The sequence below is a fragment of the Streptomyces sp. NPDC048659 genome, from assembly GCF_040650575.1.
Lineage (GTDB): Bacteria > Actinomycetota > Actinomycetes > Streptomycetales > Streptomycetaceae > Streptomyces.
In genome coordinates this window covers 1-17,640 of sequence record NZ_JBEZHM010000005.1, presented here as the reverse complement: position 1 = coordinate 17,640, position 17,640 = coordinate 1, and the positions used below count along the sequence as shown (strand labels likewise).

Here is a 17,640-nt window from a genome sequence, read left to right as displayed (position 1 = left end):
GTGGGCTGGATCGGTGGTTCAGGTGGCGGCGGGGGCGTCGGCGGCGGGCCGTCGTCGTCGGCCGCGCCGCCAGAGCGTCGCGCCCGCGAGGAGCGCGAGCAGCGCGACGCCGAAGCCGGCCGCCGACCAGGCGGTGAGGGCGCCGTCGGAAGCAGGGGCTGCGGGGGCTGCGGGGGCTGCGGCCGGGCGTGGAGTGGGCGCCGGGACGGTGCCGGTCGCGGCGGGGACGGGCGCCACGGCGGGTCCGGTGGGCGTGCGGATCGTGCTGCCGTCCCGGTAGGAGCTCGTCGCGGTGAACCGCAGGGTGCCGGTGAACTCCCTTAGCCCGGCGGCCTGGAAGGCCCCTTGGAGGCAGCTGACGGTGAAGGCGTAGCCGCCGCGCAGGGTGGTGAACCCGGCGGTGGCGGCGTAGTCCCGCAGGGTGGCGAGGAGCGGCACGGACAGCCCGCCGCCGGGGACGCGCGCGTAGGTGCCGACCGGGGCGTTGCCGACGACGATCTGCCCGTCGCGCGCGAACCCGGCGCCGAAGACGCGGGCGATGACGTGGGTGGTGCGGGCGGGGCAGGGCGCGTCGGTGACGAGGGTGATCGGCTGGGTGTCGGCGCCGGACGGCGGCAGCACGGCGAGCGCGCCCGCGGCGGCGGGGGCCGGGGCGGCCTCGGCGGCGCGGGCCGGGGCGGCGGGCGTCGCGGTGGCGGCCGTGGCGGCGGCCAGCAGCACCGCGGCCGTGGCGACGGCCGTGCGCCGGGGGCGCGGCGGGGTGCGGGCCGGTTCGTCCCGGGCGGCGCGCGCCCGGCGTCGGCGGCGCACGGCGAGGGCGGCGGTGCCGGCGGCGAGCAGGAGCAGCAGCGCCAGGGAGGCCCAGGGCACGGCGGTGAAGCCGGCGGTGCGGGTGACGCGGGGCAGGATCCGGTGCCGGACGTCGCCGCGTACGGGCGCGGGGTCGACCGTGACGGTCGTCGTGCCGGAGAAGGCGGGCAGCACGCCGGTGGCCGTGGTGGTGACCTTCAGGCTGTCGCCGGGCAGGAGTTCGGGGACGTCGCGGAGCTTCGGCACGTCGGCGGTGCCGCCGAGCGGGTCGCGGACCTCGACGCTCTGGCGGGCGGCGAGCCGGACGTTGCCGGTGTTGCGGAGGGTGTACGTGACGGTCGCCTCGCCCGTGCCGAAGGGGTTGGGCGTGCCGTGGTAGCCGGTGGTGAGGTCCTCGACGGCGAGCCGGGGGGCGAGTTCGCCCGCGACGCGGACGTAGATCCGGGCGCCGACCCGCTGGTCGACGGCGACCTTGGAGCCCTCGCGGCCGGTGCCGAGCGCCGACAGGGAGGCGACGACGCCGCCGGTGTGGTCGCCGGGGGTGGCCCCCGGGGGCACGGTCAGGGTGAAGGGGACGAGGGTGTGGGAGCGGGCGGGGACGGTGACGCGGTCCGTGCGGAGGCGGACCCAGGCGCCGACGCCGGTGGGCCGCCGGGCCGCCGCGTACAGGTCGAAGCCGCCGTCGGCGGTGGTGAAGGCGTCCTGGGCGTAGACACGGAGGGTGAGCGGCGCGGTGCCGTAGTTGAAGACGGCGAGGTGGTCCTCGACGACGGCGCCGGGGGTGGCCCCGTACGAGAAGTGGGGCCGCGCGTCGGGCTTCTTCGCGGTCGCGGGCTGGACGCCGAAGGTGGTGCGGCCGGTGAGCTTCGCCGGGGTCCCGTCGCCGGGCGCGGCGGGGGGCGCGGGTGCGCTCGCCGGGGCGGTGGCCGCCGGAGCCGCGGGGCGCGCGGCCGCGGCGGGGGCGGCGGGCAGGGCGGCGAGGAGGCAGGCGGCGAGGGCGGCGGCGAGGCGGCGGGCCGGGAGGGTGGTCATGTCGGGGCGTCCGTTCGAGCGCGGGCGGGACCGGTGCGCGGAGGCGCGGAGGGGGCCGGGGGCCGGGGCGGGCTGGGGGCCCGCCCCGGCCGGCGGCGTCGGATGGCCTTCAGATCAAGGTCAGATGGCCGTCAGGGTGAGGGTCGCGGTGTAGGTGCCCGCGACGGTGGAGGTCGGCGCGCTGAGGGCCAGGTCGGCGCCGAGGTGGGCGGTGCCGAGGCCGGTGCCGGTGGCCAGCGAGCGGGAGGACTTGAGTCCGGCGGTGCCGGGGTCGGCCGGGGCGAGGCCGCCGCCCGCGGCGACCGGCGTGCCGGGCGTCACGGTCTGCGCGGCGCCCTTGTCGACGACCTTGGGCGTCCAGCCGAGGTTCTGGCCGTTGATGCGGTGGGTGCCGCCGTCGGAGAAGTCGGTGACCTGTCCGCTGACGGACCAGCCGGGGTTGCCGGCCCGGGTGTCGGTGAGCGTCACCGGGTTGATGGCGCCGGTGGTGGCGAGGAGGTCGCCGCCGCTGGTGAGCGTCGGGGACGGCAGGGTGACGTCCGGGTTGTCGACGCTGATGACGAGGGCGCCGGACTGGACGGTGGTGGTGAGGTTCTGGGAGGCGGTGACGCCCTTGAAGGAGCCGATCGCGTAGGGCACGGCGCCGGAGGTGGAGCCGGTGAAGGCGGCGCTGTCGGCCGGGACGAAGACGGCCGTGAAGGAGTGGTCGCCGGAGGGCAGGGCGCTGGTGGCGAACGCGGCCCGGCCGCCGGTGACGGGGACGGTGGCGAGCGTGGTGGTGGCGGCGCCGACGGTGTCCTGGAACTTCACGGAGCCGGCCGCCGTGGCGGGCGACACCGTGGCGGTGAGGGAGACCGGGCTGTACTGGTCCGCCGTGCCGGCCGGGGAGACGGCGAGCGCGGTGGTGGTGGCGGTCGCCGGGGCCGCGTCGACGGTGTAGGAGACACCGGCGGAGACGGAGGCGTTGTAGGCGGTGCTCGCCGGGGTGAACGCGGCGGTCAGGGTGTGGGCGCCGCGGGTCAGGGCGCCGGTGGTGAGCGCGGCCCGGCCGCCGGAGACCGTGACGGGGGCGCCGAGCGCGGTGCCGTTGTCGCGGAACTGGACGGTGCCTGCGGCTCCGGCGGGGCCGACGGTCGCGGTGAGGGTGACCGGGGTGGCCTCGGTGACGGGGCCGGCCGGGGAGAGGGCGAGGGAGGTGGTGGTGTCGGTCTTCACGGCCGGGTCGGTGTTCTGGTAGGCCGTGTTGGAGGTGAACCAGACCGCGCTGGAGAAGTCGCCGAGGCTGGTGCCGTTGAACGCGGTGCGGCAGGTGACGAGGAAGCCGTACTTGCCCGTCAGGTTGGTGAAGCCGGCCGTGTTGGCGTAGTCGCGCATGGTCTGCGAGAGCGGGATGACCAGCCCGCCGTCGGCGGTGGTGCCGTAGGCGGCGATCGGCGAGTTGCCGACCACGTTCTGGCCGCCGGCCGGGAAGCCCGAGCCGGTCACCGCGACGATGATGTTCGTGGCGGCGGGCGGGCAGGCGGCCGAGGTCGTCAGCGTCATGCTGGAGGTGTCGGCGCCGGTGGCCGGGGTGACGGCCGCGGTGCCGATCTCGGCGGCCTGCGCCGAGGGGGCGAGGGCGAGGCCGCCCGCCAGTACCGCCACGAGGCTCGCGAGGCCCCCTGCGAGGGTCCGCGAGAACGTTCTGTTCCGCACAGTCGTGCGCTCCTTCTCGGAAGTGCCGGGAGTGGACGGACGGGTCAGGGGGTCTGCTTGGTGGTGTCGCCGCAGTTCGGGTTGGTGGCGAAGCCGTAGGTGTTGATGACTCCCTGCTGCTGGCAGACGAGGGAGCCGGAGCCGACGAAGACGGTGCTCCAGGGCGCGGTGCCGAGCTTGCTGGTGGGGATGACGTTGTAGACGTCGCGCTTCACGCCGAAGCCGTTGTTGAGGACGGTCGGGGCGATGCCGTCGACGGTGCCGAGGAGGGCCCGGCCGCGCAGGTCGGCGATGGTCTGCGAGCTCTGCGCGTTGTACTGGGCGATGGAGAACGGCACGATCGACTTGTCGTCGAGGACGCGGCCGTCGTGCTCCTGGACCGGGGCGCCGTTCTTGGCGTCCTTGATGCAGGGGTAGACGCCGGCGACGACGTCGGCCTCGGTGATGCCCATCTGGGACTCCCAGAAGCTGCGGGTACCGGAACCGGCCTGCGGCAGGTAGACGGTGATCCCGAAGTTGGGGGCGGTGCCCACGTAGTCGGGGTTGCAGTGGTAGATCGCCTTGAGGTCGTTCAGGGTGAGCTTGCGCGGCACGGTGCTGGTGGGCGTGACCGCGTAGCTGACGGCGTCCACGGCGAACGGCACGTAGGTGAGGCCGGGGCTGGCCGCGCCGAGGTTGAGGCTGGAGGAGCGGGCGAAGTCCAGGCAGCCGTTGTTCGCCTGGAGGGAGTTGAGCAGCGCGGTGCGGCCGGCTCCGGAGCCGTTGGGGCGGGCGATGGTGCAGCCGGGGGTGGTGGCGGGGTCCTTGGTGGTGATCTGGGCCGAGCCGGTGGCGTCGTAGGAGCCGATCACCTTGGTGCCGTTGATGGTGATGGCGTTGGCCAGGCCGTTCATCACGTCCTGGGTGGTGTCGGAGCCCACGCCGGACAGCTGGCGGTAGGCGGGCGTGCCGGAGGGGTCGGCGGCGGCCTGGGTGGCGGTGACGATGCCGGTGAGCAGACCGGCGATGCCGACGGCGGCGACTGCGGCCAGGGACTTGTTCACGTGCGGTACCTCTCGGGTTAGGCTTCCGCCCGGGCGGTGGTGCCCGGCGCGGTGGATCGGACAGTTCGTTGGCGCGGACCTGTCGTGGGATTCGCTAAGGCGCTGCGGGCATCACCTCCCTTGTTTTCCGGGCGACTTGGCGGCGCCGCGCCGGTCGTGGAGCGCGGCGGCGAGACGGGGGGCGACCCTCGGCAGGAGCGGTCCGCAGACGGCCGCGGCGAGCCCCGCGACGAGGGCGATCAGGAGCGCGTAGCGGACGGCGCCGAGGGCCTGTTCCGGGGTGATCCCGAGCGCTCCGCCTGAGGCGGCGACGGGGACCGGCGCACCGGTCGAGGGGCGGGCGGTGGGCGGGGTGGCGGACGGGGAAGTGCCGCCGGTGGCGCCGGTGTTCGCGCCCTGCGCCTGGTCGCCGCCGGAGGAGCCGGAGCCGCCGGACGTGCCGCCGCCGGAGCTCGTGCCGCCGCTGCCGCCGGTCGAGCCGCCGCCGGTGGTGCCGCCGGTCGGCGGGGGCACGGCGCGGGAGGTGACGGCCGCGGCGGCGGTGCGGGTCTCGGCGCGCAGGGCGGCGGGCAGCGGGGCGTATCCCTCGGGCAGGGTGCCGGCCGCGACGCCGGGCCGCTGTCCGTCGCCCGCCGCGTACCGCAGCAGGGCCGCGTAGTCCTGGCCCTCGCGCGCGGTGAGGCGTTCGGGGACGGTCGCCGCGTAGGTGAGCAGGGTGAGCGGGTAGGCGTCGCGGGCGCGGGCGGCCGGGTCGGGCAGCCGGACGCCGCTGGCGGGGTCGCGGCGCATGGCGGCCTGCCCGGCGAGCAGCCCCTTGGCGTCGGGTCCGACGAACACCCCGGCCGCGTTGCGGAGCCGGGCGGTCACGAGGCCGTAGCGGGCCGCGGTGGCGGTGTCGGCGAGGGCGAGGACGGCGCGGCGTCCGGCGGGCTGCGGCGGGTTCTTCTTGTAGCCGGGCGGGGTGGCGGTGCCGTCCCAGGTGGCGCGGGCGAGCGTGTCGCCGCGGGCGGCGGCGCGGGCCGCGGTGCGCATGTCGACGGTGTACGGGTGCTTGTCCTGGATGCACAGCGGCTGGGCGGGGTGGTCGTCGAAGTGCTGGCAGAACGGGTCGCTCTTGGGGTAGGCGTTGCGCGGCAGCTTCAGCCCGCGGTAGTGCGGGTTGACCTTCATGCCCGCGTTGCCGGCCTCGCCGTACCGCCCCCGGTCGTCGGGGGTGCCGTCGAGGAACTCGCGGGCCGCCGGGTCCTGGTCGATCCAGTTCCACAGCTCCCAGGCGGCGTCGGACAGGGCCTCGGGTACGAGGATGTCGCCGAGGGAACCGCCGAAGTCGAGGTTCCGGTAGGTCGGGTTGAGGCGCAGGAACTCCGGGTCGTGGCCGAGGTTGGCGGGGTTGCCCTCGGTGCTGGGGGCGAAGCGGGAGTTGCCGTCCGGGTAGGACTCGGTGAGGAGTTTGGCGACCAGCCGCGGGGTGAGGTCGAGCGAGGTGAGCCGGGTGCCGTCGCGGTCCTTGACCTGGTCGGGGGCGTTGTAGCCGGCCTGGCTCTCGATGAAGAAGCCGATGGTGAGGCCGGACAGGGCGACGGGGGCGTAGACGGGCTGGTGGACGGGCAGGGCGCCGGTGCGGATCTGGTTGGCGGAGGCGGGGCGGCCGACGAAGACCAGGCCGGGGCTGCCGGAGACGAGTTTGGCGCGGGCGGTGTCGTCGGTGACCTGGGCGTAGCCGTAGATGGTGCGCCCGCCGGACTGGCAGAGCGCGGGCTGCCAGCGGGCGACGGCCTCGGCGACGGGTTCGTGGCCGAGGGTGCCGCGTTCGGAGGCGCCGATCGGGCAGAAGCTGCCGGTGGGTTCGAAGCGCAGGGGGACGACGAGGCGGTGGGCCCAGTTGCTCGCGCTGAGCGGCGAGGACTGGAGCATCCCGCTGGGCTGCGCGGTGTACGCGGAGCCGTCGACCTCGGTCCGGCCGCGCGGCACGACGACCAGCCAGCAGGAGCGCCCCTCGGTGGCGCCGGAGGTCCCGGCGCGGACCTCGCCGCAGCCGAGGCCGGGGGCCTCGACGCCGGTCTGGGTCTCGAACCAGACCTCGCCGGTGCCGTCGGGGCCGCTGCGGGCGTAGGGGACCTCGTTGCTGGTGGTGACGTCGTAGAAGTCGTTCCAGTTGCCCTTGGTGCTGATGTCGCCGGTGACCGAGCGGAAGCGGACGTACGCGATGCCGGTGCCGGTCGCCGGGGGCAGGGTCTGCGCCGGGTCCTTGAGGCCGCCGTAGGACAGCTGGCGGGTGTTGGTGTAGGCCCCGGCGGCCTGGCTGCCGGCGCCCGCGCCGAGCGCGGAGGAGCCGCCGAACTGGCACTGGTCGGGGTCGGGCCCGGTGGCCGCGTCGCCCCAGCACTGCATGAGCTGGAGGTAGTCGGCGGCGTAGGTGGTGTCGGAGACGGTGGGGGCGGCGCCCTGCCAGCTGACCTTGACGACCTGGTCGACCAGGTTGCGGGTCTGGCCGACCGTCACCTTCAGTCCCGCGTAGGGGCCGGAGCCGGTGACGGTGACGGCGGAGCGGGTCTCGGCGGCCTGGGCGGGCGGCGGCGCGGTGAAGAGCACGGCGGTGCCCGCGAGGGTCAGCAGCACGGTGACGAGGGTGACGAAGGTGGCGGCGGAGGTGGCCGCGAAGCGGCGCAGCGCGGCGGTCACGGGCGGTCTCGCTTCAGGCGGCGGGTGAGCAGCGGGGGCCCGACGGTGACGGCGAGCAGCAGCACCCCGGCCATGGCCATCAGGGCGGTGCGCAGGCCGCCGCCGATGTCCTGGGAGCTGGTGACGGGGACGGCGAAGGCGTCGGCGCCGCCGGGTCCGGCGGCGGGGCCGCCGGTGGTGGCGGCCTGTCCGGTGTCGGGGTCGACCGCTCCCCCGCCGGTCGTCGCGCCGCCGGAGCCGCCGCCCGCGGCGGTGCCGGTGCCTCCGGTGGCGCCGGCCGTGCCCGCGCCGCCCCCGGTCCCGGTGCCGCCGGTGGTGGTGCCGCCGGTGCCGGAGGCCGAGCCGGAGCCGCCGGTGGTGCCGGTGCCGCCGGTGGCGGAGCCGCCGCCGACGTGGGTGGGGGTCTTGGCGCCGCCGGTGCCGGTGTCGCACTGGGCGGTGCCCTGCTTGTCGCAGGCGGGCGGGAAGGGGGCGTTCTTCACCAGGGTGTTGGTGCCGTCGGCGGAGAAGGTGGGGTTGTGGCAGTCCTTGAGGCTGACCCGTTCGACGTCGACGCCGGGGATGCGGCGGACCTGGTCGAGACCGGCCCGCACGAGGTTGACGGGGAGCGGGGAGTAGCCGAGGTTGTCGACGCTCTGCTGGCCCTGGCAGAGGAAGTAGTAGGCGAAGGCGCCGAGCGTCTTGCCCTTCTGGGCGTTGAAGTTCGACTCCAGCTTCGTCGGGATGATCATGTAGCTGTAGCTGGAGAGCGGATAGGCGCGCGGGTCGCGGTCGTTGTAGACGTCGTCGAGGATCTGGGTGAGGTAGCGGGGCGAGGAGGGGTTCTCGTCGATGCGCGCCTTGGTGAGGGCCACGGCGACGTTCTTCGCGGTGGGCTCGGTGTAGTACCCGGCCTTGTTGAGCACCTTGGCGACCGGGAAGCCGGTGGTGTAGACGGCGAAGGAGTACTCGACGTAGGTGAGGGTGCCGATGTGGCTCTCCTCGGCGACGTAGCCGGAGACGCCGTTGGAGCCGGACTGCCCGACGAAGCCGCTGCCCGCGACGAGCGGGTAGTTCGAGGTGGCGCCGCAGGGCGTGGAGCGCCCGGCGCGGGCGCAGTACGCGTCCCAGAGGGTGGGGTACTGGCGGCTGAGCCAGGTGGTGAACTGCGCGGTGGTGCCGGAGCCGTCGGAGCGGACGACGGGGACGACCGGGCGGGCGGGCAGGGCGGCGGCGAGCGCCGGGTTGTCGGCCTTGATCGCGGGGTCGTTCCAGGTCTTGATCTGCCCGGTGAACATCTTGGCGACGACCTCGCCGGACAGGCGCAGGTTGGTGACCCGCTTGCCGCCGATGACGAGGTTGTACATGAAGGAGGTGCCGCCGGCGACGATCGGCATGTACGCGAAGTTCCGGGAGGGCGGCGAGTCGACGACGCCCGAGTCCTTGATGCCGTACGGGATCTCGGACACGGCGTAGTCGACGGTGCCGTTGCGGAACTGGTTGCGTCCGTCGGAGGAGCCGTTGCCGGTGTAGTTCACGGTCATGCCGTACTGCTTGACGTTGGCCCGCCACTGGTCGAGCGCGTTCTGGCTCCAGGTGGACCCGGCGCCCGAGACCGGCACGTACGTGGCGGCGACGGCGGGCCGGGCGCCGGGCAGCGCGACACCGAGCAGCAGGGCGGTCAGGAGGACGAGGGCGGCCGCCGCACGCGTACGGAGGCGTGCGGGGGCGGCCGGAGGCGATCCGGGCATGACGGGGAGCTCCTGGTCGGTGTCGGTGCGTCGGAGGGGACGGGCGGGGGCGCGTACGGCCGGGGGCGTACGGGCGGGGGCGTACGGGCAGGGGGTGTGCGGGTGGCGGCTAGCCGGGCGGCGGCGCGTCGGCGGCGGCGCCCGGCGCACCGGCCGCGCCCGGCGCGCGGGCCGCCATGCGGGCGGCGTCGCGCCGGGAGGCCAGCACGCGGCGGTGCCGCTGGCCCCGGGTGAGCTCGCCGGGGGCGCGCCCGCCGATCACCCGGGCGGCCACGAAGAGCAGCAGCACCAGGGCCATCAGCAGGGCCGCCGCGCCGAAGCCGCGGGCGATGAGCTGCGGCTGGGGCGAGCTGACGAGCTGGAAGGTGGCGAGCGGCAGCGAGACCTGGGGGCCGCTGAGCGCGTTCAGGTTCAGGTCGGCGGTGGCGCCGGAGGTGAGGAGCACCGGCGAGGTCTCCCCGATGCCCCGGGCGGTGCCGAGGATGACGGCGGTGGTGAGTCCGGACCTCGAGGTCGGCAGCACCACCGTCCACACCGTGCGCCACTGGCTCGCGCCCAGGGCGTAGGAGGCTTCGCGCAGCGAGCCGGGCACGAGCCGCAGGACCACGTCGGCGGCGCGGATGACGATGGGCAGCATCATCACGCCGAGCGCGAGGGAGGCGGCGGCGCCGGACTTGTCGAAGCCGAGCGCGAGGATGACGGTGGCGTAGACGAAGAGCCCGGCGACGATGGACGGCAGGGCGGTCATCGCCTCGACGACGGTCCGCACGAAGCGGGCGTAGCGGCCGGGCACCTCGTTGAGGAAGACGGCGCAGCCGAGCCCGAGCGGCACGGTGATGACGAGCGCGAGGGCGATCTGCTCCAGGGTGCCGACGACGGCGTGCAGCACGCCGCCCTCGGAGAGCGGCTGGAGCGGTCCGGTGCCGCTCATGTCCTCGGTGAGGAAGTTGAGGTGGACGAGGGCGGACCGGCCGCGCCACAGGGTGTAGCCGACGACGAGGAGCAGCGCGCCGAGGAGCAGCGCGGCGAGGCTCTGCCAGAGGACGGCGGCGACCTTGTCTCGTACCAGGGCGCCGGGTTCGTCGAGGGAGACGAGGACCGCGTACAGGCCGAGGAAGAGCAGGTAGGCGACGACGGCGAAGCCGAGGAGGGTGTCGAAGGGGGCGATCCAGACGAACAGCAGGGTGGTCAGGGCGAGCGAGCCCACGGCCGCGCCGGCGAGCGCGAGGAGGTCGGAGGCGCGGACGGCGGAGGTGGCGCGGCGGGCCTCGGGGGTCCGGTCGTCGGGGTCGGGCGGGGCGGGGCGGACGGTCGCGGGGGCGGGGGCGGCCGGAGGCGCGGCGGACAGCAGGTCGGACGTCATGTTCATGCCTCCGTGCCCGCGCCGGACCGGCTGCGGGCGGCGATCGAGGACGCGAGGAAGTTGACGACGAGGGTCATCAGGAAGAGGGCGAGTCCGGCCGCCATCAGCGCCGACATGCCGAAGGCGCTGGCGGAGCCGTAGCGCAGGGCGATGAGGGCGGAGACGGAGTTGGCGCCGTTCTGGAGCAGGTGCGGCTGTACGGCGAAGACCGGCGAGATGATCATGTAGACGGCGATGGTCTCGCCGAGCGCCCGGCCGAGGCCGAGCATGGTGCCGCCGATCACGCCGCCCCAGCCGTACGGGAGGACGACGGCGCGGATCATGCCCCAGCGGGTCCCGCCGAGGGCGAGGGCGCCCTCCCGTTCGCCGGCCGGGGCGCGGGAGAAGGTCTCGCGCATGACCGAGCAGGCGATGGGGGTGACCATGAGGGCGACGACGATCCCGGCCACGAAGGTCGAGGAGGTGTAGACGGTGGTGGTCTGGAGCGGGTCGGCCGGGTCGGCGCCGTCGACCCGGAAGAGCGGGATCCAGGAGAGGTAGGTGGCCATCCAGCGGGACAGGCCGACGATCTCCTCCTGGAGGAAGAAGGCGCCCCAGAGGCCGAAGACGACGCTGGGCACGGCGGCCATCAGGTCGACCAGGCTGACCAGGGTCCGCTTCAGGCGGCGGGGCGCGTACTCGGAGATGTACAGCGCGGTGCCGAGGGCCAGCGGCACGGCGAGGCCGATGGCGACCAGGCCGATGAGGACGGTGCCGGTGAGGACGGCGGCGATGCCGAAGCGGTGGGAGTCGGGCTCCCACACGGAGGTGGTAAGGAAGGAGCCGCCGGCGACGTCGAGGGCCTGGGCGGCGCGGTAGGCGAGGAAGACGCCGACGAGGAGCATCACGGCCAGCACCAGGGCCCCGCTGCCGCGGGCCGCGCCCCGGAAGATCCGGTCGGCGGGGGTGGCCTTGCCGCGCGGCGCCCGCTTAGTGTCGGTGCCCGCCTCGGGCACGAGGGCGCTCATCGCACCGCCGCCCGGGAGCCGCTGCCGCCGCCGGGCCGGACCCGCGGCCGGGCGGGCGCCGGCTCAGCGAGTTCGGCGACGGGGAGCGCGTGGAGGAACTGCCCGAGGTTGAACTGGCAGTCCCGCTGCCGCTGGTAGGTGCGTCCGGCGACCGCCACGGGCCGCCCGTCGAGCTCCAGCCGCCAGGCCCAGCCGCCCGTGCCCCCGGCGGCGGTGTCCGCGGTGGCGAGCGTCGCGCGGGTGTCCGCCACCCGCTCGCGCAGCCGCAGCAGCGCGGCCCGGCACTCCGCCGGGTCGGCGTACTCCTGGGCGCCGCGCCCCAGTTCGCGATGGTTGGCCCCGACGAGCCGCCATCCGAACCGCCGCTCCTCCACCGCGGGTCTCTGGCGCGCTCCGGGCATCACGTACAGGAATCGTGCCGGAACCATGGAAACCACCCCCCTTTCCTTTCGAAAGCGCACTGAGAGTCCCGGACTTGTGTGCGACCTGTGTGCACGGATGCGTGAAGGCCGAACGGAGGGCACATGAACGGAAAACGCCGGTGATCAAGGGGCCCTCGGGGGCCGTGGTCCGGCCGGGAAAAACGGGACGTCCCAAGCCGGCGGAGCGGCTTGGGACGTCCGTGTCGCGGTGGCCCCGGGCGGGGCCGGGTGGGTCAGATGGCCTGCCAGAGGGCGGGCACGTTGGGCGGCTCCCAGCCCTGGTAGGCGGTGTGCCCCTGGATGCAGCGGTAGCGCACGCCGTTGTACGTGACGATGTCACCGGCCTTGTAGGTGGCCCCGAGCTGCCAGGTGGTCTCGCCGCCGCCCCCGCTCACCGTGAGCGTGTAGGTGGTGGTGTGGGTGGCCGAGCCGGTGCCGGTGAAGGTCAGCGTGTAGGTGCCCGCGGTGGTGCCGGCCGCGACCTGCACGGTGGCCGTGGCGGACTGCCCGGAGGTGACCGTGGCGGGCGAGAAGGACACGCTCACGCCGCTCGGCGCCCCCGAGGCGGACAGCCGCACGCTCTGCGCGGAGCCGCTGACGGTGGCGGTCCGGACGGTCACCGTCGCGGAGGCGCCGGGGGCGACGGTGCCCGAGGCCGGGTCGGCGGTGACGGAGAAGTCGTCCGTCGGCACGGACACGTCACCGACGGAGGTCTTCCAGACGGTGTAGGCGATGCCGTCCGCGCTGCGGTCCAGGGCGGTGGCGTTGATGTTCGACGTGGTGTCGCAGGCCGAGTGGTAGCAGGAGTCGTAGGCGCGGCCCGCGGTGCCGCCCCACTTCGCCGCCTCGGCGGCGGACTTCACGGCCGAGGCGCCGGTCGCGTAGCCGGAGGTGGCGATGCCCGCCTGCTGGAAGGAGTAGTCGTCCGAGCGGCCCTGGCCCTCGACGTTCTCCTGCGGGGCGAGCCCGAGGGAGGCCCAGTACTCCTTCATGGGCGCGGCGGCGGCGGAGTTCAGGTTGTTGATGAAGTAGCCGCCGTTGAGCGAGCCCACCATGTCGAAGTTGTAGTACGCCTTGATCCGGGCGCGCTCGGCGGTGGGGAGCGTCCGGGTGTAGAAGGCGGAGCCGTTGAGGCCCTGCTCCTCGTCGGTCCACCAAGCGAAGCGCACCCGGTTCTTCATGGCGGGGTTGGTCCGGGCCAGGGTCAGCGCCGCCTCCAGGACGGCGGCGGAGCCGGAGCCGTTGTCGTTGATGCCGGGACCGGCGGAGACGCCGTCGAGGTGGGCGCCGAACATGTAGACGCTGTTGGCGTCGCCCTTGGGCCACTCGGCGATCAGGTTGTTGCCCGCCCCGGCGGTGCAGCCGGAGGTGCAGCTCTGCTCGGTGACGGTGAAGCCGGCCGCGGTGAGCTTGCCCTTCACGTAGGCGAGCGAGTCGCGGTAGCCGGTGCCGGTGGAGCGGCGGTTGCCGCCGTTCTGCGCGGCGATGGTGCCGAGCTGGGCCAGGTGGGCCTGGATCTGGGCCACGTCGACGTCCGGCGGGGTGGTGGGCGTGGTGCCGCCGCCGACGGTCAGCGTGTACTGGACGGTGTGGGTCTTGCCGCCCGCCGCGCCCTGGACCGTGATCGGATACGTACCGGCGGCGGTGCCCGTCGTGGTGGCGATCCGCAGCGTGGAGCTGGAGCCGGAGGTGACGGTGGCCGGGCTGAAGCTGACGGTCACCCCGGCGGGGGCGCCGGTGGCGGTCAGCGCGATCTGCTGGGCGGCGCCGGTGACGGTCGTGGTGTTGACCGTGGCGGTGGCGGCGGCGCCGGGGTCGACGCTGCCGGACGCGGGGACGAGCGCGAGGGAGAAGTCGCTCTGCTGGCCGGAGCAGGTCGGGTCACCGGGCTGCGCGGGCACGCTGATCGCGTTCCAGGCGGCCTTCGTCGCGTCGAACAGGGCGCAGGAGGCGTCCAGGTTCTTCGCCGAGGTGAGGGTGGCGGTGCGGTACTGCTTGTAGGTCATGCCGCTGGTCTTGAGCAGCATCCCGCCGTAGAAGATCTTTCCGGCGTTCTGGATGCCCACGCCGGTCACCGTCGAGTTGTCGCAGGTGGGGCTGGTGGGCTTGCCGCCGCCGGGGTTGGAGCCCTCGGATAGCAGGTAGAACCAGTGGTTGAGCGGGCCGGCCGCCGCGTGCTCCTCGGTGCTGGGGATCGAGGCCGAGTAGCAGTTGGGGTTGTTGCTGATCAGCGAGGGGTTGTACATGTTGCGGATCGGGCCGCGCCCCTGGAGGTTGATCATCTCGCCGACGGTGAAGTCGGGGGTGTCGTAGGGGGCGGGCTCGTTCGCGTACGCCTCGGTCAGGGCGCCCATGATGTCGCCGGTGCCCTCGCCCAGGCCGCTCTCGTGGTTGGCGCCGCCGGGGGTGAAGGAGTCGAGGCCGTGGCCGTACTCGTGGGCGACGACGTCGACGCCGGCGATCCACTTGTTGGCGGTGTTGCGGCCGATGGTGACGGTGGAGCCGTCCCAGTAGGCGTTGAGGTCGTTGAGGCCGACCTTGGCGGGCCAGCTGCCGCCGTTGCCGTTGTGCCCGTTGCGGCCGAGCCAGTCGCGCAGCATGTCGGAGTTCTTCTGCGCGGCGAACATGACGTCGACGCAGCCGGTCTCCTTGCTGGTGGCGTTGCCGGTGCCCCAGTCGTCGGTGGCCTTGGTGAACAGGCCGCCGCTGTAGTCCGAACACTGCAGTCCGGGCCGGGTGGTGTCGCGCAGCACGTAGTTGCTGCCCGAGCGGGAGGTGTCGATGGTCAGCGGGCTCGGGCCGTTCCACTCGCTGCGGCCGGTGCCGGCGCGCACCTCGTCGTAGCTGTCGACGACCTTGCCGGTGAGGGCGTTCACGAAGACGTGCAGGGTGCTGGGGCGCCGGTCGGCGGTGCTGCCGGTGACGACGGTCTCCCAGGCGAGGGCCTGCGCGCCGTCCTTGATCCGGACGACCAGGCGCGGGGTGCTCGCGCCCGTGACGGTGGCGACCCGGGCGCGGCTGAGCCGCTCGGCGCGGTCGGCGGTGACCTTGGCGGTGGTGGGCACGGCGACGGCGGAGCCGTCGGCGGACCGCACGGCCCGGACCCTGCCCTCGCCGTCCGCGAGGACGACCGCGTCGCCGCCGACCACGGGCAGGCCGCGGTAGGTGCGCTCGTAGGCGACCGAGAACAGCTCCCCGCCGCCCCAGGGGGTGACCCCGCGGCGGTCGTAGCGCTCCTCGGAGTCACCGGCGACGAGGGCGTCGAGGCCGCTGTTCACGGCCTGGTCGGCGGCGGCGACGGCCCGCGCGGCGGGCGAGGGCCCGTCCGCCGCAGGCCGGGGCGCGGCCTCGGCGAAGGCGGCCGGCACCACCACCCCGAGGGTCAGGGCCAGGGAGGACATCCCGGCCACAGCGGCTTGTCTGAGCATCGTGGCTCCTTGTGAGAGGTGGGGGCTCCATCGACAACCCGCCGGTGACCGTTGCATGTCACCCGACGGGCGGCTGAACCCTCACACCGCCCCGCGCCCGGGTCAACGGCTCCACCGCCCCCGTCCGGTGCCGGCAAAAAACGGCAAGTCCCGTACGGGCCAGGCCGGTCAGCCGCCCGAGTCGAGGAGCAGCTCCCGGTAGGCCCGGACCTCCGGGACGTCCCGCCACCGCCCGCTGAGCCTGCTGTGCAGCCCGCGCAGCTCGGCGCTGACCATGGACTCCCCCGCGCGCAGGGCGTCCCCGAGCACCTCCCCGGCGAGCACCGCGGCGGCGGCCGGGTCCCCCGCGCAGGCCCAGCTGTCGGCGAGCCGCAGGGTGAGCAGCAGCCGGGTGGCGGGCATCTGCGCCGGGACCTGGGCGCAGGAGTGGGCGGTGACGGCGACCGCGCGGCGGGCCGTGGACCGGTCGCCGGTGGCGACGGCCAGGTCGCGCAGCGCGCCGCCGATCGCGGAGTCCACCCGCATCTCGCCCTCGGTCCCGGCGAGCCAGGGCGCCTCCAGCAGGTCGCGCCCGTCGAGCCGGGCGAACTTGCGGCGGGCCTGGGCGATCTGGCGGCGGCACTCGGCGGCGTCCCCGGCGAGCGCGTGGCCGCGGGCCTGGTACAGCCCGGAGAGGGTGCCCATCCAGCGCCGCCCGGTGTCCACGGCGCCGACACCGGCCGCGTACGAGAGGAGCGATCCGGCGTCCCCGTCGAGCCGGACCAGGGTGCACAGGTCGCTGAGCAGGGTGGCGCGCGCGGGGGCGTCGTGGACGGCGTCCGCCCACAGCAGCCCGTGGCCGAACCAGGCCATGGCGACGGCGCTCTGCCCCCGGGCCATCCGCAGCCGCCCGGCGACCTGGGCGTACTGGGCGGCGAGCCGGAGCTGTCCGTAGGGCAGCCGTCCGGCCGTGTCGACGGTCTCGGCCCAGCGGACGAGGGCCCGCAGCAGCCCGTCGACGACGGCCACGCCCCGGTCGTCGGCCGGCTGCCGGAAGGCTTCGCGGATCAGGGCGGCGAGCAGGGCGGTGAGCCCGTGCAGGACCTCCGGTTCGGCCGCCACCCGGCCCTGGGAGAGTGCGCCGACGGAGATGAGGAAGGGGACGGAGGGGTCAGAGGAGGCAGAGGGGCCATAGGGGGCCGCCGGGCCGCCGAGCAGTCCCGCCAGCTCCGCCGGGCCGGGGGCGGCGCAGCCCGCGGTGCCGTGCAGCGGGCAGACCAGTCCCTCGGCGGGCAGCCGCGCGGGCCACAGCGCCGGGTCGGGGGCGGGGTGGCCGTCGGGGGCGTCGGTGCCGGGCAGTGGCGCGAAGAGCGCGGGATCGACCGGATTCCGGTCGGGTCCCCGGGGCGCCTCGCGGGGCGCGGCCAGCACCTCGGCCAGTTCGCCGCCGGTCTCCAGGACGGTGTCGAGGCGGCGCACCAGTCCGAGGGGCGGCTCGCGCAGCCCCGCCTCCAGCTTGCTGATCACCGAGTGGTGGTAGCCCACCCGCAGGCCGAGCTGCAGCTGGGTGAGGCCGGCGGCCCTGCGCCAGTGGCGCAGCTTCCGCCCGAACTCCCCCCACCGCGCCTCGCCGGTCCGCGCCGCTAACACGCTCATGGGCCTCCCTCCACCCGGCCACGCCTCGTGGCCTGCCGCTCAGGGACAGCACAGGGGAGGGCGGGGGCGGCGTCAATGAGTTCACCGAGGAAAGGTCTGGACCAAATTCGGCCATCGCGCGACCCTCGGGCGGCCGCTTTACGGAAGGGGCCCGCCCGCCTGGCCCGAAAACGCAAAAAACCCCAGATGAATTGGGGTTTCCGCTGGTGTCCGAGGGGGGACTTGAACCCCCACGCCCGATAAAGGGCACTAGCACCTCAAGCTAGCGCGTCTGCCATTCCGCCACCCGGACAGGTGTGCCGTCGACCGTGGGGTGTTCCCCGCGGCGACAGAGATCAATCTACCAGGTGTACGAGGCCCCTCGACGCGTCCCCCGTGGTCAGCCCATCGACGGCGCGAGTGTGTTAGGCTCGGAGGCGTTGCAGTTGTGGTACCCATGAACCTCTTGCGTCTGACGGGAATACTTCTCTTCAGGCGCATTTTGTTTTCCGGCATCTCCGGATGGGGCCTCTGCCTACAGAAGGAGAAGGTCATGGCACAGGGAACCGTGAAGTGGTTCAACTCGGAAAAGGGCTTCGGCTTCATCGAGCAGGACGGCGGCGGCCCGGACGTCTTCGCCCACTACTCGAACATCGCCACCCAGGGCTTCCGTGAGCTCCAGGAGGGCCAGCGGGTCTCCTTCGACGTGACGCAGGGCCACGACGCCCGGCACGGCAGGCAGACGAAGGAGGTTTTGCCGTAGGAGCCCATGGGAGCGCAGCCTAGGAAGGGGCGGGGGCGGGTCGCCAGCGGA

General features: G+C 74.5%; 11 protein-coding genes and 1 tRNA gene. 1 reads left to right on the top strand and 11 read right to left on the bottom strand.

Annotation, left to right across the window (positions count from 1 at the left end):
* Window positions 1-18: 18 nt before the first annotated feature.
* The 11 genes from AB0C99_RS05715 to AB0C99_RS05665 all read right to left on the bottom strand — a co-directional run bounded on the left by AB0C99_RS05715 (window position 19) and on the right by AB0C99_RS05665 (window position 17,139).
* Window positions 19-1,842 carry a DUF916 domain-containing protein gene (locus AB0C99_RS05715; protein WP_362469768.1) on the bottom strand — a complete coding sequence of 608 codons (1,824 nt, stop codon included), beginning with the start codon at window positions 1,840-1,842 and terminating at the stop codon, window positions 19-21.
* A 120-nt stretch (window positions 1,843-1,962) separates the two neighbouring features.
* Window positions 1,963-3,537, bottom strand: coding sequence for an Ig-like domain-containing protein (locus tag AB0C99_RS05710; protein ID WP_362469766.1), 1,575 nt, complete (start codon window positions 3,535-3,537; stop codon window positions 1,963-1,965).
* Between the two features lie 44 nt (window positions 3,538-3,581).
* Window positions 3,582-4,580 (bottom strand): substrate-binding domain-containing protein, encoded by a 999-nt coding sequence (locus AB0C99_RS05705; protein WP_362469764.1) that lies wholly within the window; start codon window positions 4,578-4,580, stop codon window positions 3,582-3,584.
* A gap of 111 nt (window positions 4,581-4,691) precedes the next feature.
* Window positions 4,692-7,262 carry a hypothetical protein gene (locus AB0C99_RS05700; protein ID WP_362469761.1) on the bottom strand — a complete coding sequence of 857 codons (2,571 nt, stop codon included), beginning with the start codon at window positions 7,260-7,262 and terminating at the stop codon, window positions 4,692-4,694.
* The gene (pstS, locus tag AB0C99_RS05695) at window positions 7,259-8,992 is read right to left on the bottom strand and encodes a phosphate ABC transporter substrate-binding protein PstS (RefSeq protein ID WP_362469758.1); all 1,734 of its coding nucleotides are present in this window, start codon (window positions 8,990-8,992) and stop codon (window positions 7,259-7,261) included. Before pstS ends, AB0C99_RS05700 begins: the two co-directional genes overlap by 4 nt.
* A gap of 109 nt (window positions 8,993-9,101) precedes the next feature.
* Window positions 9,102-10,355: a phosphate ABC transporter permease PstA gene (gene pstA, locus AB0C99_RS05690; RefSeq protein WP_362469755.1), complete on the bottom strand. Its 1,254-nt coding sequence runs from the start codon at window positions 10,353-10,355 to the stop codon at window positions 9,102-9,104.
* 2 nt (window positions 10,356-10,357) lie between these two features.
* A complete protein-coding gene (pstC, locus tag AB0C99_RS05685) occupies window positions 10,358-11,362 on the bottom strand; it encodes a phosphate ABC transporter permease subunit PstC (protein ID WP_362469752.1) in 1,005 nt (334 codons plus the stop codon).
* Complete coding sequence (locus tag AB0C99_RS05680; RefSeq protein WP_362469750.1) at window positions 11,359-11,790, bottom strand: hypothetical protein; 432 nt, start codon at window positions 11,788-11,790, stop codon at window positions 11,359-11,361. The genes pstC and AB0C99_RS05680 overlap by 4 nt, the downstream gene beginning before the upstream one ends.
* 227 nt (window positions 11,791-12,017) lie before the next feature.
* The gene (locus AB0C99_RS05675) at window positions 12,018-15,212 is read right to left on the bottom strand and encodes a M20/M25/M40 family metallo-hydrolase (RefSeq protein WP_362469748.1); all 3,195 of its coding nucleotides are present in this window, start codon (window positions 15,210-15,212) and stop codon (window positions 12,018-12,020) included.
* A gap of 168 nt (window positions 15,213-15,380) precedes the next feature.
* Window positions 15,381-16,847, bottom strand: a complete 1,467-nt coding sequence (locus tag AB0C99_RS05670; RefSeq protein ID WP_362469745.1) for a helix-turn-helix domain-containing protein — start codon at window positions 16,845-16,847, stop codon at window positions 15,381-15,383.
* Between the two features lie 204 nt (window positions 16,848-17,051).
* A tRNA-Leu gene (locus AB0C99_RS05665) sits at window positions 17,052-17,139 on the bottom strand.
* A 240-nt stretch (window positions 17,140-17,379) separates the two neighbouring features.
* Here AB0C99_RS05665 and AB0C99_RS05660 point away from each other — a divergent pair.
* Complete coding sequence (locus AB0C99_RS05660; RefSeq protein WP_362469742.1) at window positions 17,380-17,589, top strand: cold-shock protein; 210 nt, start codon at window positions 17,380-17,382, stop codon at window positions 17,587-17,589.
* Window positions 17,590-17,640: the final 51 nt, after the last annotated feature.